This is a genomic window from Bifidobacterium sp. ESL0825, from assembly GCF_052606465.1.
Genome location: NZ_CP199589.1, coordinates 1894271 through 1909396, shown reverse-complemented (window position 1 = coordinate 1909396; position 15126 = coordinate 1894271). Strand labels below are relative to the sequence as shown.

The window sequence follows — 15126 nt, the reverse complement described above, 5'->3', positions numbered from 1 at the left end:
CTGCAAATGCAGGCGAGGATACACTCAGGCCCGTCACCAGTTACAAGTTGGCACCCGTGCATCTTTGCAACAGGTGGGCTTACTCAAGCGAACCACCAGTCGCTTCCCCGTGAGGTTCGAGACCGGGGCAGAGCGGGGACTTGACGCATGAGCGACACTATCAAAACATGCCTACGCAATGCGGCCATTGGAGTCCCCCTATTATTTCAGAGCATTCTTTTTAACGTCATGTTCTATTGCGACTCCTTCCTGCTCGGCTTTGTCGGCGAGCACGAGGTGTCAGCAGTCTCGGCAGGCTCTCAAGTCATCTGGTTGTATGAAGCCCTGATAACATGTCCAGCCTACGTCTGCGGGACTATAGTCGGCAGACTTGAAGGAGCAGGCCGAAGATCAGAGATACGCACTGCTATATCGAGATGTTTCGCCTTTACCGGTATTCTTGTTTTGATCGTGGGTTCGGGACTCTTCATAACATCGCAAACCGTTTCTTTTGCAATGATTCATAATCCGGATGCCGCAGACATGATGACCATCTATGTCAGGTGGGCCACTGTCGCATTTGCCTTAAGCACCTTGGGCACGGTCGCAGAATATGCCCTTCAGAATATGAGAGAGCAGAGGAAAGTATTATCTATCTACATCTGCGAATTCGCGATTAAACTGTCAGCTTCGGTCTTCTTCCTTTTCTATATGCATCTCGGCATTTTTGCCATCATCTCGGGAATGTTGCTATCAAAAGTGGCAAGAGTCGTGATGTTGCTTTTCACGCTCTTTCGTAAGATGCGTGGATTGGCCTCCGCCAGGGGACATGGCTATGAATACTCGTGGCAATCCTACACGAAGCAGTGCGTGCCGCTTGGCCTTTCAGTATTGCTGTGGAACATATCCACCATCATCATCTCTTCGAGCTTCGGCAGACTCGATATTTCCGCGTATACTGCATATGCGTTATTGAACAATGCCGTGTACATCATCCTTATTCCCACTGAAGCATATACAAAATCACTGGCAGTTCTGGTCGCTAGGCTGATAGGTGCCTCTTCTGGGCTAAGCCCTGAGTACGTCCACAGTAGACTGCAAGTTATGCGATCTGCAAATGTGATGATCGGCGTCTTATCAGTTTGCATTTCGTACATCTATATAAGCGTCATACCTTTGATGCAACCAGGCATCAGCACAAGGGTGTGGTCGCAGGTGCATGTAATCGTTCTGCCCTTTTTGGGATATATCGCCTGCAAGAGCATAACTGATTCGATTACCGAGGGCTTCCTTCGCCCAGTATTGGATAACGCTTTTCTCTTCCTTGTCGAATTCCTGGCCTTACCCTGCACAATAGTCGTTTTCTACGTCCTCAGCATTTCCCTGCTTGACGGATTCTGGTATCTCTTCGGGCTTGAGTTATTCAGGATGTTGCTGGCCTGTGCCCGAGAAGCAGTCTGGGTCCGAAAAGGGCTGCCAAATGCTACAAAAGACGATGGATAAGTTAATTCCCTTATTTTCGTCGTCTCTTATGTATACGTGTCTGGGGATCTGCAATGAATCTCTTAATTCTTGTATTCTCCGGCAACAAAGGTTCTCTTCGCCGATCCAGAATCCTGTTCGCATTATGCAATTATGTAGTTGGCGTTTCCAAGAGTTTTAAGTATCAAATTATGACCGATGTATGTATCCCTGCTCGTTGGCATTATGAGCCAATCGCTGTCAGCAATGGCCTCTGCTTTGAAAGCGAAAAGATATCTTTCTTACTCATTCTCAGTTTTATGCCGCTTAAGGAAAAGCGAGGCACACAGGCCGATTAGGGCTACGAGCATAAGGAAGATGAAGGCCCACTGGTAGCCCTGGTCGAGAGCTTGGGCTGGAGTGGCTCCGCTGAGACTGCCGCGCTGAGCGCCGATGGTGACGATCATCATGGCTGCAGCTGTACCCAGCGAGCCTCCCACCTGGCGGACAGTCGAAGCAGCAGCGTTGCCGTGGGCTGTGAGTTCTGCGGGCAGTGCGTTGATGCCCTCGGTGAAAGTGGTCATCATGACCAGTGCCACTCCTGCCAGGCGCAGAGCATAAGAGGAGGCGATCACAATAAGACTGGTAGTGGTGCCAAACCATATCATCGGCAAGGTTCCGGCCAGCAGCACCGTGTACCCCAAAAGGGAAATCTTCCTCGCTCCGATTCTTTGATAGATCAGACCAGAGAGAGGGTTGAATATGCCCATGACAATGGCTCCCGGCAGCATGACCAGACCAGAGGTGAGCGCGCTTGACCCGCGCGTATTCTGGAGGTACAGGGGAAGCACCAGCTCCACCCCTACCATGGCAATGTTGCTCAAGGTGCTGAGCAGACTGGTCAGGTTGAAAGTAGCGTTCGTGAAAACACGCAAATTCACCAGCGGCGACTCCAGACGCAGCTGGCGCCGGCAGAACAGGATTACTACCAGCACGCCAGCAAGCAGCAATCCCAAGTCAAGCACTGACGCACCACCCGCGTCCCCTATGGCGGACAGAGCATAAAGAATGAGCCCGAAACCTAGGCAGGAATATACCACGGAAGGCACGTCCAGCCGGGTTCTCACCTGGCGGTTGACCGTGTAGACCAGGAAAAACGACGCCACCAGGATCGCGGCACTCAAGGCGGCAAGCAGCACAAACAAGGCCCTCCAGGACCAGTGCTCCAAAACAAACCCCGAGAGCGTGGGGCCAACCGTGGGACCCAAGGCCACCACCAGACCCACCACGCCAAGGGCCACACCGCGCCTGTCAGGCGGGAAAAGCAGCAGTACCACATTCTGAATGAAAGGCATCAGCGATCCAGCGGCCACAGCCTGGATGATTCTGCCCACCAACAGCAGCGGGAAATGCCCTTCGGAGAAGATACAGACCAGGGAGCCAGTCAAAAAAATAGCCATCATGGCCATGAAGGTGTGCTTGGACCGGAAGTTGGAAAACACCCAAGCCGATACAGGTATCATCAGCCCCACGACCAGCAGATAGGAGGTGCTCAGCCATTGTGCGGTGGATTGGGACACATGGAATTCCGCCATAATGGTTGGCAGAGCATTGTTAAGGAAAGTCTCCGCCATCAGGGCCAGGAAGGCCCCTGCCAAAAGCGTGCCCATCATCGCAGTGCGACTTCCCCTAGCCCCGCACTGGCTGCCTTCCTCCCTGCCGCCATCCTTATTCATACCGCATCCTCCCCGTCTTTCATCGACTAAGTCTGAAGCCTGCATGATCCAACTAGAAGCAGATCAGGATTCCATGTTTCTAATGATCCGTTCCAGGTAGCCGACCAGCCGTCTGCTCTCCTGCTCATCGAACCCAGACAGGGCAAGTTTGCCCGTGGCCTCCAATGCATGTCGGATCTCGACCTGGTGGGCATCCAGCTCATTGCGCGCATGTCCGGTAAGCTCAAGAACCATCTGACGTCGGTCATCAGTCTGAGGCTTTGCCGTCAACCATCCTGCCTTGACCAGCCGTTTGACAACCCCCCGAACCGTGGGATGGCTCAAACGGAACCTGTCGCCCACCGTCTTCTGCGTCACCTCCAGGCCCTCCTGCTCATACAGGTAATAAACCATGACAAACTGAGGACCAGTCAGATTGGGAAAGATGCTCCGCACACACTCGTTCATATGCTTTTCCAGCAGGGTGTTGGCTATTTTGACCAGTCCCTCCGGCCGCTTCTCCGAGAGCTCCAAAAGATACCGCCCCTCTAAAATGTAGCATGCTACATTATTGATGAAGAAAGACTTGCTGTCAAATCAAGGAAATACAAGAACCTATTCATCAACGTTCTTAATACAGGAGGCTCGAGCAAAAGAAGAGCCTTAGCTCAGCCTCTCCGACCGGTGGGCATGCTGGTTTACCTAGCATTTAGGCCTCAGTATCGTCGTTCTGCATAGCCGATTGGCTAAGCAATGCTGATAGGGTGATAAGTTGACACTCCATCCCACCGCCGCTGTCAACAAATCACGAGCCTTTAGTCCAATAGACCTCCTTTACCTTGGAGCGACCAACAGAGAAAATTGCTAAACCGCATCAAGGGATCCACCAGGCAGACACACGCCTACTCTCATGCAAGAAGCTCTTTCAACAACACAAGGCCAATATTGAACCTCCTGAGACGTGGCTTCATCAGTCGATACAGTCAGACAAGAACGAATTCAGAGAAAAGCAAGCTATCCGGGCAATAGATAGTTTCCGATATGATATAGTTTCTATAATGCAATCATATAATCCGTCCTCCCTCTACGATGCTCTCATGTATCTGCAGTGCGAATTCGTAGCAGAGCGCAACAGGGTCAACCCGGGGAACATCACCTGGCAACAGTTCGACATCCTCACCGTTCTGCGCACAGGAGCGTCCACGCCCTCACAGATTGGCCAACGACTCGGCATAACCCGATCCAAGGTCTCCAAGAACCTCAGCACGCTGCGCGATCTCGGATACATCAGACAGGTGCCTGACGCCCACGACCGGCGAGAGCTGGAGACCAGTCTGACTCAGGATGGCCGGGACATGCTTGACATCATCGATCAACAGCATAAAACCCTTGAGGAAGATGCCCGACAGGTCTGGTCCAAAGACGAACAGGAAGAGTTCGCTACTCTTGCCAACAGGCTTATCAACAAGCTACGCCAGGAGCGAGTCGCCCGATGAGGACCGAGTGCATTCTTATTGATCGGGCCTCCACGCACAACCTCAAGCAAGTCTCGCTGGCCATACCCAAGAGGGCCATCACCGTGGTCACCGGCCTGTCGGGTTCAGGAAAGTCGTCTCTTGTGTTTTCCACGCTGGGAGCCGAATCACAGCGCATGATCAATCGCAGCTACAGCTCCTACATTCAGCAGCTCCTGCCCAAGTATGAGCCTGCGGAAGTCGCCCGAATCGACAACCTGCCCTTCTCCATTGTCGTAACCCAAAAGCAGCTCTCGGGCAATGCTCGCTCAACCGTAGGCACCTGCACTGATATCTACACTGCCCTGCGCCTGCTATTCTCCCGCATGGCCCAGCCATTCATCGGGTACTCCATGACGTACTCCTTCAACAATCCTGCGGGAATGTGTCCGACCTGCCAGGGCCTGGGTACTGTACGCAGTCTGGTGCTTGATCGCCTGCTCAACGTGGATCTCTCGCTGAATCAGGGAGCCATCAACTTTCCCACCTTTCAGCCGGGCGGCTGGAGGCTGACCAGGTATACGGATTCAGGCTATTTTGACAACGATATGCCCTTACGTGAGTGGACCAGCAGTGATCTTGACCTCCTGCTCTACGGCAAGAAGCAAAAACCAGCACACCCTAGTCCCAACTGGCACAAGACGGCCATGTACGAGGGATTGGTGCCCCGAATCACCAAGACCTTTATCAACCAAAACGCCGACAAATACCAGCATGAGCTCGAGCAGGTTACACGAATCGCCCAGTGTCCTGACTGCCAAGGGGCCAGGGTCAACGCCAAGGTCCGCTCAGCCAAGATCGGCAGACTGAACATAGCTGACTGTTCTGCCATGAGCGTGGCTGACCTGCAGGACTGGCTGGGAAAAATTCATGACGATCAGGCTGACACCATTCTGCAGGACCTGAAGCGCAAGATAGTCAACCTGATAACGGTTGGTCTGGGCTACTTGAGTTTGGAGCGTGACACCTCTACGCTTTCCGGAGGAGAGGGACAGCGTCTGAAAATCGCCAACTGCCCGAACAGCCCTTTGAATGATGTTCTCTACATCTTTGACGAACCGAGCGTTGGCTTGCATCCCCATGACCTGACCGGGATCAAGAAAATCTTCAAGGACTTGCGGAACAAGGGCAATACGGTGGTGATCGTGGACCATGACCCCGAGCTCATCGCCATCGCTGGCCATATCGTCGACATGGTGCCAGGAGCAGGCACGGAAGGCGGACAGATCATCTTCGAGGGAGACCACCGGTCTCTGTTGGAAAGCGGCACAGCCACGGGCAGAGCCCTGTCAGATCCAGGCATAGTAAACGAACCGGCAGCGCCTGCACAAGGATTCTATGCAATAGACAAGGTCACTGCCCATAACGTCAGAGAAGCCCGCGCCAAAATACCCAGGCATATGCTGACTGTGGTGACCGGAGTGGCCGGCTCAGGTAAGAGCACGCTGATCAGGGAAGGCTTCATGGCTCAGCACGATGCCATACTCCTGGATCAGAAGCCGATCAAGGCCAGTGGACGCTCCAACCTGTTGACCTACTTGGGTGTCTTCGACCCGCTGCGTAAGACCTTCGCCAAGACCACAGGCGAATCCCTTTCACTCTTTTCATTCAACGCTGCTGGAGCCTGTCCGGTTTGCAAGGGCAAGGGAGTCGTCACCCTGGATATTGCTTACATGGGTGATACCAGCACTGTCTGCGAAAGCTGCCATGGAACCAGGTATTCAACGCAGGCTCTGTCTGCCAGATATCGCGGTTTCAGCATTGCTCAGGTGCTGAAACTGACTGCCAGCGAAGCTATGCACCAATATCGTGAAGTGCTGGGGCCAGCCATGAAGGCACTGGAGGACGTCGGGCTGTCTTACCTATCCATTGGGCAAGCTCTCGATACGCTCTCAGGCGGTGAGTTGCAACGCCTCAAACTGGCCAAGCTGCTCAAAGACGGAATTCGCGAGACCTTGATTTTGGATGAGCCCACCAGTGGCCTGCACGAATCCAATATCTTGCAGCAGATTGCGCTCTTGCGCAAACTCATCGCAAGCAAAGGACTCACTATCATCGCCATAGAATACAACCTGCGCTTCATAGGTCAGGCTGACTGGGTGATCGACATGGGCCCAGGAGCCGGGAGCGCGGGCGGCAAGGTGCTGTTTGAAGGGGCTCCTCTTGCACTGATGCGCCGCAATGACACTCCCACAGCCCGAGCCATGAATGCCTATTTTGGCTTTATCAAGGATGCAGCAGTGCGATCATAAGAAGCTGCATTCAGATCAGCAACAGTTCAGCAATCTTGCAGACGACGCTTCTGCCTGCCATCCTGATGGAAATTGTCATCATCAAGCCAGGTCTCCAGCCGCTCTTTCACGGCCGGCCATTCGCTATCCAATATGGAAAACCAATCCGTATCGCGAGTTCGGCCCTTATAGACCATGTCGTTTCTGAACCGGCCTTCAGCCTTGAACCCCAGCCTCAGCGCAGCTGCCCGCGAGGGCGCGTTGAGGCTGTCGCACTTCCACTCGTATCGGCGATAACCCAAGTCCTCGAAGACATGCCGAGCCATCAGATACTGGGCTTCGGTTGCCTGTCTGCTTCTCTGCAACTCTCTGGTATAGATGACATGGCCCATCTCGACGCTTCCCATATCCGCCCGAATCCGCATCAAGGCATACATGCCCAACAGATCCGACGAACGATCAAGCTTCACCAGCTCTCGTAAATACGAATTCTCCCCGCCCGCAAGCCGTCCAATACCAAGATCGGATGTGGACGGCTTACACAGAATGGCAAAGAAGAGAGGATCCCGGCTTGCAATCATCGATGCAAAGCCTGAGTCGAATGCTGGTCTATCAGGGTAGAGATCGTGGGTGCTATAGGTCATGATGGATTCGTCGCATTCCGGACTGAAAATCCGCTCATAGAAGGCATCACCTTGGTTTTCGTCCAAGGGCACTACCAGAACGGTCCTGCCAGTCAAGTTGACAGGCTCCGGCATCATGGCCCCGGCAAACGAAATCGCATCCCCAATAGGTTGACCAAACTCATTGGTCCTCATACCCGCATCTCCTCCCTTGGAACGATGCCCGCTCCGTCATCGTACGGAAGAGGTGGCCCCAAAAGCATCAGCCATAACTCCGTACAATCCTGGCACTTAGGCTACCAAGCAAACACCCAAAAAGTCCGTATGGATCCGCCTCACGCAACCACGTATGATCACCCTTGCTACCTCCTTATCATCTCGTGCACAAAATGCTGATTCGCCGCCATATTTGTCCACATGCATTCAAGCTGGAGGACCGACGCATCTGCGAGAATTAGACTGATACGCACGAGGAAATGATCGAGGAGCTCCATCCGGTATTCCCTCTGCCTACCGTCAGCATCGACCAAGGGAGTGATCACCATGTCCAAGGCTTTGATCGTCGTGGATGTTCAACCGACCTTCTGTGAAGGAGGTGAGCTGGGAGTCGAGGGCGGTAACGCCACAGCTGGCAAAATCGCCGACTACGTCCACAGACATGCCGGGGACTACGCTTACATGGCCACCACCCAGGATTGGCACATCGAGCCTGGATCTCACTGGTCCGATCATCCGGATTTTGTGGACACCTGGCCCAAGCACGGCGTAGCCGGCTCACCCGGGGCGGAGCTGCATCCCAGGATTCGGCAGCTGGGCATCGCCCATCACTTCAAAAAGGGTCAGTATTCAGCCGCCTACTCCGGGTTCGAAGGCATCGAAGACAACACCGATCGGATCCAGAGCAGGGAAGAGTTCGCCTCGGCCAAGTCATCAGGCATCACCTTGACCGACGCCCTGGCACATGCTGGGGTCAACCAAGTGGATGTAGTCGGCATCGCCGAATCCCACTGCGTCAAGGAAACGGCCCTGGATGCCGCGAAGCTGGGCTACCAGGTCACGGCCTTCGAGGATCTGACTGTCCCGGTCAGCAAGGATCAGGGCGTAGAGGCTCGAAAGGCCATGGCCCAAGCCGGCATTCGTCTGCTTTCCTCCAGTGGCAACTGAAGGCAGCGGCAGAGGAATTCACCAGGGCTGGATGGTGGGGCCTACGGTGAACTCCGATACATTGGTATCCTCAGGCTGATCAATGGCAAAGGCCACCACTTGGGCCACCCGTTCGGGATCAATCTGGTAGCTGTCGTAGGTCTTGTTCATATCAGCCAGGGTCTGCTTGTCCGTGATAGTACCCAGCAGTTCAGTCTTAATGGCCGCCGGGTAAATGGTAGAGGTGCGGATATGTGTCCCCTCCTGGGCGGACTCCATCCTGAGCACCTCCATCAGATCACGCAGGCCCCACTTGGTTGCCCCGTAGACCGCTCCGCCAGTATAGGCTTTGAGCCCAGCAACCGAAGAGGTGGCGATGAACTGCCCGTGGCGCTGCCCGGTGAACTCCGGCAGGGCCGCAGCAATGCCATACAATGCGCCTTTCAGGTTGACGTCAATGGTGCGGTCCCACTCGTCCACATGCAGAGCCGACAAGGGCGAATTAGGCATGAGCCCGGCGTTGAGGAATACCACGTCCACCCCGCCGAACTGCTTCTTGGCGAAAGCCACGAAGTCTTTGTTGGCCTGTCGATCGGTCACATCCAGAGCCATAGAGGCAGCCTGGCCACCCGCCTGAACGATGTCGTTGACGATTGTATCCAGCCGATCCTTACGACGAGCGCCCAGCACCACCTTGGCACCTCGCTGTGCCAACAGCCTCGCTGTGGCCTCCCCGATGCCGGACGAAGCTCCGGTGATCAACACTGTCTTATCTGCAACTGTCATAACAGTCCCACCTTTCCTTATCTTCAATCGGCCTGATGATACAACCTCGAGTCGCTGGAAGTGCAAGTCTTGCTATAGCCAAGTCCAGACCAACAATCGTGATCAAATGCGTGGCATGGGGCTGAATCTATTGAGAGGGACAGGTCAGTCAGGACTGCGCTGGCCGGACACATGTAGAATCGACGCAGTAATCCACGAAGAAAGGCGGCTGCACTGCCATGAGCACAAGGAATCAGAGCCATACTCCGTTTTCCCTCCTGATGGCTGTCTATGCCGGGGACACACCCTCCTTCGTTGCCCGCGCATTGAAATCCGACACCATTGAACAAACCCTCATGCCCAATCAGGTCGTCATTGTGTGCGACGGTCCATTGGGCAGAGAACTGGCCCAGCTGATTGATGGATATCCAGCCGAGTTGAAGAGGCAGCTGCTCCAGACCGACAGGGCCAAGGAAATGCCCGAGTTCACAATCGTGCGGCTGCCAACCAACAGAGGCCTTGCCCATGCATTGAATCTCGGGTTGAAGTCCTGCAAATACGAACTGGTGGCCAGAGCGGACAGCGACGACATATCGCGCCCATCGAGATTCAACGTTCTCATCCCCTTGCTGGCCTCATCGGGTTTAGACGCCTTGGGGAGCGCCATCCAGGAGTTTTCAAATGACGAGCACACTCCCGGCCGGATCCGCTATCTGCCAAGCGGAGGATCCGAACTTCGGACATACGCCACCCTGCATTCTCCGCTGCACCACCCCAGTGTGGCCTTTCGCAAGACCAGCGTGTGCAGGGTGGGCGGTTACCCAGAGAATGCCGGGCGCTTTGAAGATTACCGTCTTTGGGAAACCATGCTGGTGGCCGGCGAGCATATCGGCAACATCGAGGAACCTCTGGTCCTCTATCGATCCGATAGGTCTATGTATCACCGCAGAGGCGGCATGCGCATGTTTCGTGACGAGCTGCGCCTGCAAAACGAATTTCTGCATGATGGCTTCATCAGCCCCATACAATTCGTCAGAAACATCCTCATCCGCGCCTGCTACCGTCTGTTGCCCGACCAAGTACGCAGCTGTCTATATGCCATCATGACCACCCTGCTCAACAGGTTCCATGGGAAGTCGGTGAATGACAGCCGAAAGAAGTGAATCATGCAATCAACCCTGATGACCTGGCAACAATCCTGGCCACTGCTACTGTTCATCATCGCAGCCCTGTATCTGCCCGGCTGCCTGTTGGTGGCAGCACTGGGTAGCCGCAAACCCATCTTCTTAGCGGCGCTTGGCCCTGTGACCTCCATCGCACTGGCCGGCATTGATGGCGTGCTCTTCCAGCCGCTCGGCATATCCTGGAACTGGTGCTCCTACGGACTTTCAGCAGTGATACTCATTGTCATCATTCTTCTGACGCGTCAACTTTTCAATCATTTTCGTAATGCAGATGGAGTCGACCGAAAATCCTCGGCGCTGACTACCAATGTCGGAAAACCCAAACCTCGATTGAGGCACTTCCTTCCGGCAATCATCGGCACAGCACTGGCCGCCTGCAACATCGGCATCAGACTGATGCACGCCGCGCCTTCGCCTGACCAGGTAACTCAAAATTACGATTCGGTCTTCCACTACAACGTAGTGGCACGAATTGTGCTCACCGGTCAGGCTTCATCCATGCATGCTCTTCCGCCCATCAGGGAAATATATCCCATAGCATTTCAGGAATTCGCTGCCATGGGAGCGATGGTCTACGGACCTGCCACAGCAGTCAGCGCAGTCACCTGCACCTGGCTGGTCTTTGCTGCTCTGATATGGCCAGTCTCCATGCTTTTCCTGACCAGAACCCTGCTGGGCAGACATACCTGGAGCGATCTCCTCGCACCGGTACTCGCCTCATGCTGCGCCGGTTTCCCCTTCCTCTTGCTGGATTGGGGCACCTTATATTCCATGTTCGCTGGTCAGGTCATACTGCCAGTCTTCGTTGCGCTTACCTGGGCTTGGTGTACACACGAGTGGCGGGAAAGTCGCCGATCCATAGTCGGCTTTGCTTGGATTCTTCTCAGCGTCGTCGCCGTCTCCTTCTGCCATTTCAGGGTCATGATGACCGGTGCTCTTCTTGTACTGCCAGTGGTTTTGTCTTGGCTGGTCATGGCAGGAAGGCAACTGGCCCAAACCAATAAGCATCGTTTCCACCTAGCCGCCGGTGTATTGACTGCAGGCTTCTTAGTCCTGATGGCTATAGGCCTCAAGATCTTCCACAATCTGTACCTGCGTGGTCCTGCACGAAAAATATCAGATCATCTCAACGGCGGACCGGCACAACCTACGGAAGACCTGCCATCAGCCATGATGCGCTTTTTGCTGGGTCAGCCCATCGATTCAGGCAACCGTCGGCTGCCGATCTACTGGCCCCTGGCTCTGGCCCTGATCCTGGCTCTTATTGTCCTCTGTCTGCACCACAGCAGAAAGGACATGCTCCTAGTATCCTCCTTCCTGCTGCTGGGTCTGGTCTTCGTCGCCTGTGCGGGCACCCATGCCGATTGGGCCAAGATCCTTACAGCCTTGTGGTACAAAGATCAACGCCGCCTGTTTTGTGCTTGGCCTGTAGTAGCCATACCCGTCATGGGTATGGCATTGGAGCATGGCATCGAGGCCTTAAAAAGGCTTGCGCCGCAGGCTGAGAAGATGATATCGATGCCAATTATGATGTTGACAGCCACGCTAGCCGTACTGATCTGCGCCGTAAATCCGCAGTCGGACTCCATGGTGAAGACTTTAGGCTCAACATATGCCTTCGCAGCCAACAACGCCGATGCCCCGATGCTGTCAACTGACGAATTCCTGCTGATGAAGAGAATGGGCCGCCATGTATCGGTCAGCGAGCAAGTCCTGTCCGATCCATGGAACGGCAGCGGATACATGCTGGCTGTTGGTGGCGCCACACCTTTCTACGCTCATCTCAATATGAACTGGGATCAGGATCATGCCTACCTGGCCACAAACTTTGAGCACATAGGCTCCGACCCACAGGTATGCAGGATCCTGACCGATCATCACATTGACTGGTATGCGGATATGGGTGGACCATACGTTGCCAACGACCCCCAGCATCAGATCTTCAATGGCCTCCAACCCGTTCCGCAAGCCCTTCAATTGGTCGACAGCCAGGGTCGGGCGAAGCTCTACCGGATTACCGCCTGCCGTCCCTAATCGGCACGGTCGATCAGTGCCTGAGCCTCGGGTTCCTGGGCAAACAGATCATGGTTGCTGCTAGGGCGTGTAGTCAACCCGACTTTTAATCCTCGAGACAAGCAATGCAAGATCAGTTGCCGATCATGCGCCCTGACAAGGGTAAGAAGCCACCGTCTGCCGGTAGCGAGTAGCAACGCCAGAAATTCAATCGTTGTGAAATTGCCCCTGCTGAATCGGAACATCCATATCTTGTTACGCACCTCGTAAAAGAAACGAGAACCCGGGTCGGCATCGCTGGAGCCAAAAACCTTGGTTTTATGCCATACCCGACTGGCAGGAACGTAATAGCCTATGCCTGTTTTCAGCAGTCTGGAAGTGTATTCAAAGTCGTCATTCCAAAGGAAGAAGGCGGCACGTGGCAGGGTTCTTGTAGCTCGGACGGCCTTGACGTTCACCAAGCAGGAGACAAAAGACAAGGAGCGGACCTGATAGGCATGGGCGCTGGCCTGCAACTGCGGTCTGCCTCTTCTGATCGGCAGACGCCGACGGGGCTTGTTCATCCCATGCACCCTGCCGTCAACCCACACAGCCTCAGAACCCAAAACGGCGGGCCAGGAACCATTATCGGCTCGAGCCTCGGAGGCAGCATCCAGCAAAGCGGATAGGGCATTGAGCTGGGGCACCACATCGTCATCCATCAGCCACAGGTAGGCTTCACACTGAGGAGGAATCTTCGCCAAGGCCGCTGCCATGCCAGCCACGAATCCTCCTGCACCGCCCATATTGTGATGCAAACGGATCAAGTCAGGCTTCAGGGGGTGCGACAAGACCACATCCACCGATCCATCCACACTTGCGTTATCTACGACAAGGACTCGATCTGGCTTGCGGGACTGGCCACTTATGCCATCCAGACACTCCTGAAGGAGTTTGGAGCGGTTGTAGGAGACAACAACAGCGACGACAAAAAACCTCATAGTCTGCATTGTAACGATAGGTGAGGGTCAAATATTGAACTACAATTAGTTCTTAAATTCCCTGTAGTGGACATTCAGAGCAGACAAACCGCGAATCAATGGGATCATAACATTCAAACAGCAGTTAGTTTGTCCCGATTCGGCGAGAGAAAGGTCGCAGCTATGTCGACCACACCGATACAGTCTTCATCCCGAAAACAGGCTGTTTATCCGTACCTGATCGTGCTGTCGGGCATCGTCTTCACGGCCATCCCCGTATCGCTGGTATGCAGTTGCGCAGGCATCTTCTTCACTCCTGTCAGCAACTACTTCCATGTTCCCAAGGCCGCATTCACTGGGTATTTCAGTATATTCAGCATCACCATGGTCATCTTCCTGCCAGTGGCCGGATGGCTGATGCACCGCTACGATCTGCGCATCGTCCTGACGGCAAGCGCCATCCTTGCCGGACTCGGTTGCCTTGGTATGTCCCGATCATCCGCCATGTGGCAGTTCTATCTATGCGGAGTAGTTCTGGGAATCGGCATGCCGGCCATCCTCTATCTGTCAGTGCCCACGCTCATCAACGCCTGGTTCCGCAAACGGGTCGGGTTCTTTATCGGCCTATGCATGGCCTTCACCGGCATAGGCGGAGCGATCTTCAATCAGATAGGCACCATGATCATCAGATCCGCCCCTGACGGATGGCGGCGGGGATACCTGGTCTTCGCTATTCTCATTCTGGTGGTTACCCTGCCCTTCACCATCTTCATCATTCGCGGCACGCCCGAGCAGATGGATCTGCATCCCTACGGCGCCGCCGACCAGCAGTCCACGGAAGTTGAAGCGGCCAACAATAGCGCAGACGCCGGGGACAAAGATAAAAAGAGTCCAGAGCCTGCCGCGTCGACCGTGGGCATGACTGCTTCCCAGGCCTTGCGCTCCCCTGCTTTCTGGGCGCTGGCGCTCTTCTGCGGTCTGATCACCATGAATCAGACCATCTATCAGTTCCTGCCCTCCTATGCGGCATCCCTGCCATCCATGGCGGCCTACACGGGACTAATTGCCTCCTCCTGTATGGCCGGCCAGGCTATCGGCAAGGTCATACTGGGCATGGTCAACGACGGCAGCATCGTGGGCGGGCTCTGCCTGGGCATCGGCGGCGGCATCCTCGGTGTCTGCCTCATGGTCGCTTTCCCCGGATTGCCTGCGTTACTGCTGCTAGGAGCCTTTGCCTTCGGCCTGGTCTACGCCTGCACTACGGTGCAGACGCCCATTCTGGTTACAGCGGTTTTCGGCTCGCGTGACTACACCAACATCTATGCACGTATTCAGATGGTGGGCTCCCTGGCCTCGGCCTTCGCCGCTCTCTTCTGGGGCGCCATCGCTGACCAGCGCCACGGCTACATCATTATGTTCGGCCTGAGCATCCTGATTATGGTTGCGGCCTTGTTCCTGGGCATTATTCCTTTGAAGGGTGCGCGCAAGTCGGCTACTCAAACCAGTTGATCGAACCCTGCAACTAGTAGCCTCCGCAAC

Annotated in this window: 12 protein-coding genes; 7 read left to right on the top strand and 5 right to left on the bottom strand. The window is 54.8% G+C overall.

Going from position 1 to position 15126, the window contains the following annotated elements; genetic code table 11:
- Positions 1-147: 147 nt before the first annotated feature.
- Positions 148-1482 carry an MATE family efflux transporter gene (locus ACUIAG_RS08025; RefSeq protein ID WP_445339605.1) on the top strand — a complete coding sequence of 445 codons (1335 nt, stop codon included), beginning with the start codon at positions 148-150 and terminating at the stop codon, positions 1480-1482.
- 260 nt (positions 1483-1742) lie between these two features.
- Here ACUIAG_RS08025 and ACUIAG_RS08020 read toward each other — a convergent pair whose 3' ends face one another.
- Complete coding sequence (locus ACUIAG_RS08020) at positions 1743-3176, bottom strand: MDR family MFS transporter (RefSeq protein ID WP_445339604.1); 1434 nt, start codon at positions 3174-3176, stop codon at positions 1743-1745.
- 63 nt (positions 3177-3239) lie between these two features.
- Positions 3240-3689: a MarR family winged helix-turn-helix transcriptional regulator gene (locus tag ACUIAG_RS08015; RefSeq protein ID WP_445339603.1), complete on the bottom strand. Its 450-nt coding sequence runs from the start codon at positions 3687-3689 to the stop codon at positions 3240-3242.
- Positions 3690-4213: 524 nt separating this feature from the next.
- Here ACUIAG_RS08015 and ACUIAG_RS08010 point away from each other — a divergent pair.
- Positions 4214-4651, top strand: a complete 438-nt coding sequence (locus ACUIAG_RS08010; RefSeq protein ID WP_445339602.1) for a MarR family winged helix-turn-helix transcriptional regulator — start codon at positions 4214-4216, stop codon at positions 4649-4651.
- The gene (locus ACUIAG_RS08005) at positions 4648-6921 is read left to right on the top strand and encodes an ATP-binding cassette domain-containing protein (RefSeq protein ID WP_445339601.1); all 2274 of its coding nucleotides are present in this window, start codon (positions 4648-4650) and stop codon (positions 6919-6921) included. Before ACUIAG_RS08010 ends, ACUIAG_RS08005 begins: the two co-directional genes overlap by 4 nt.
- 26 nt (positions 6922-6947) lie before the next feature.
- Here the strand turns inward: ACUIAG_RS08005 and ACUIAG_RS08000 are convergent, their stop codons facing one another.
- Positions 6948-7718, bottom strand: a complete 771-nt coding sequence (locus tag ACUIAG_RS08000; RefSeq protein WP_445339600.1) for a GNAT family N-acetyltransferase — start codon at positions 7716-7718, stop codon at positions 6948-6950.
- 348 nt (positions 7719-8066) lie between these two features.
- Here ACUIAG_RS08000 and ACUIAG_RS07995 point away from each other — a divergent pair, with 348 nt between their 5' ends.
- Positions 8067-8687, top strand: a complete 621-nt coding sequence (locus ACUIAG_RS07995; RefSeq protein ID WP_445339599.1) for an isochorismatase family protein — start codon at positions 8067-8069, stop codon at positions 8685-8687.
- Between the two features lie 18 nt (positions 8688-8705).
- Here the strand turns inward: ACUIAG_RS07995 and ACUIAG_RS07990 are convergent, their stop codons facing one another.
- Entirely contained in the window at positions 8706-9452 is a 747-nt protein-coding gene (locus ACUIAG_RS07990; RefSeq protein WP_445339598.1) for an SDR family oxidoreductase, read from the bottom strand.
- A 218-nt stretch (positions 9453-9670) separates the two neighbouring features.
- Between ACUIAG_RS07990 and ACUIAG_RS07985 the strand changes: the two genes are divergently transcribed.
- Together ACUIAG_RS07985 and ACUIAG_RS07980 are read left to right on the top strand one after the other, a co-directional pair.
- Entirely contained in the window at positions 9671-10594 is a 924-nt protein-coding gene (locus ACUIAG_RS07985) for a glycosyltransferase (RefSeq protein WP_445339597.1), read from the top strand.
- Between the two features lie 3 nt (positions 10595-10597).
- The gene (locus tag ACUIAG_RS07980; RefSeq protein WP_445339596.1) at positions 10598-12649 is read left to right on the top strand and encodes a DUF6541 family protein; all 2052 of its coding nucleotides are present in this window, start codon (positions 10598-10600) and stop codon (positions 12647-12649) included.
- Here the strand turns inward: ACUIAG_RS07980 and ACUIAG_RS07975 are convergent.
- Positions 12646-13608 carry a glycosyltransferase gene (locus tag ACUIAG_RS07975; RefSeq protein ID WP_313838963.1) on the bottom strand — a complete coding sequence of 321 codons (963 nt, stop codon included), beginning with the start codon at positions 13606-13608 and terminating at the stop codon, positions 12646-12648. The genes ACUIAG_RS07980 and ACUIAG_RS07975 overlap by 4 nt on opposite strands.
- A 162-nt stretch (positions 13609-13770) precedes the next feature.
- On the opposite strand from ACUIAG_RS07975, the gene ACUIAG_RS07970 reads away from it, so the two are divergent.
- Positions 13771-15096 (top strand): MFS transporter, encoded by a 1326-nt coding sequence (locus ACUIAG_RS07970; protein WP_313838965.1) that lies wholly within the window; start codon positions 13771-13773, stop codon positions 15094-15096.
- The last annotated feature ends 30 nt before the right edge of the window (positions 15097-15126 follow it).

Excerpts from the sequence above, each read along its gene's own strand:
- ACUIAG_RS07970 (WP_313838965.1), top strand. The coding sequence starts at position 13,771 with ATGTCGACCACACCGATACAGTCTTCATCCCGAAAACAGGCTGTTTAT.
- ACUIAG_RS08000 (WP_445339600.1), bottom strand. The coding sequence starts at position 7,718 with ATGAGGACCAATGAGTTTGGTCAACCTATTGGGGATGCGATTTCGTTT.
- ACUIAG_RS07980 (WP_445339596.1), top strand. The coding sequence starts at position 10,598 with ATGCAATCAACCCTGATGACCTGGCAACAATCCTGGCCACTGCTACTG.
- ACUIAG_RS07995 (WP_445339599.1), top strand. The coding sequence starts at position 8,067 with ATGTCCAAGGCTTTGATCGTCGTGGATGTTCAACCGACCTTCTGTGAA.
- ACUIAG_RS08025 (WP_445339605.1), top strand. The coding sequence starts at position 148 with ATGAGCGACACTATCAAAACATGCCTACGCAATGCGGCCATTGGAGTC.
- ACUIAG_RS07990 (WP_445339598.1), bottom strand. The coding sequence starts at position 9,452 with ATGACAGTTGCAGATAAGACAGTGTTGATCACCGGAGCTTCGTCCGGC.
- ACUIAG_RS07985 (WP_445339597.1), top strand. The coding sequence starts at position 9,671 with ATGAGCACAAGGAATCAGAGCCATACTCCGTTTTCCCTCCTGATGGCT.
- ACUIAG_RS08020 (WP_445339604.1), bottom strand. The coding sequence starts at position 3,176 with ATGAATAAGGATGGCGGCAGGGAGGAAGGCAGCCAGTGCGGGGCTAGG.
- ACUIAG_RS08010 (WP_445339602.1), top strand. The coding sequence starts at position 4,214 with ATGCAATCATATAATCCGTCCTCCCTCTACGATGCTCTCATGTATCTG.
- ACUIAG_RS07975 (WP_313838963.1), bottom strand. The coding sequence starts at position 13,608 with ATGAGGTTTTTTGTCGTCGCTGTTGTTGTCTCCTACAACCGCTCCAAA.
- ACUIAG_RS08005 (WP_445339601.1), top strand. The coding sequence starts at position 4,648 with ATGAGGACCGAGTGCATTCTTATTGATCGGGCCTCCACGCACAACCTC.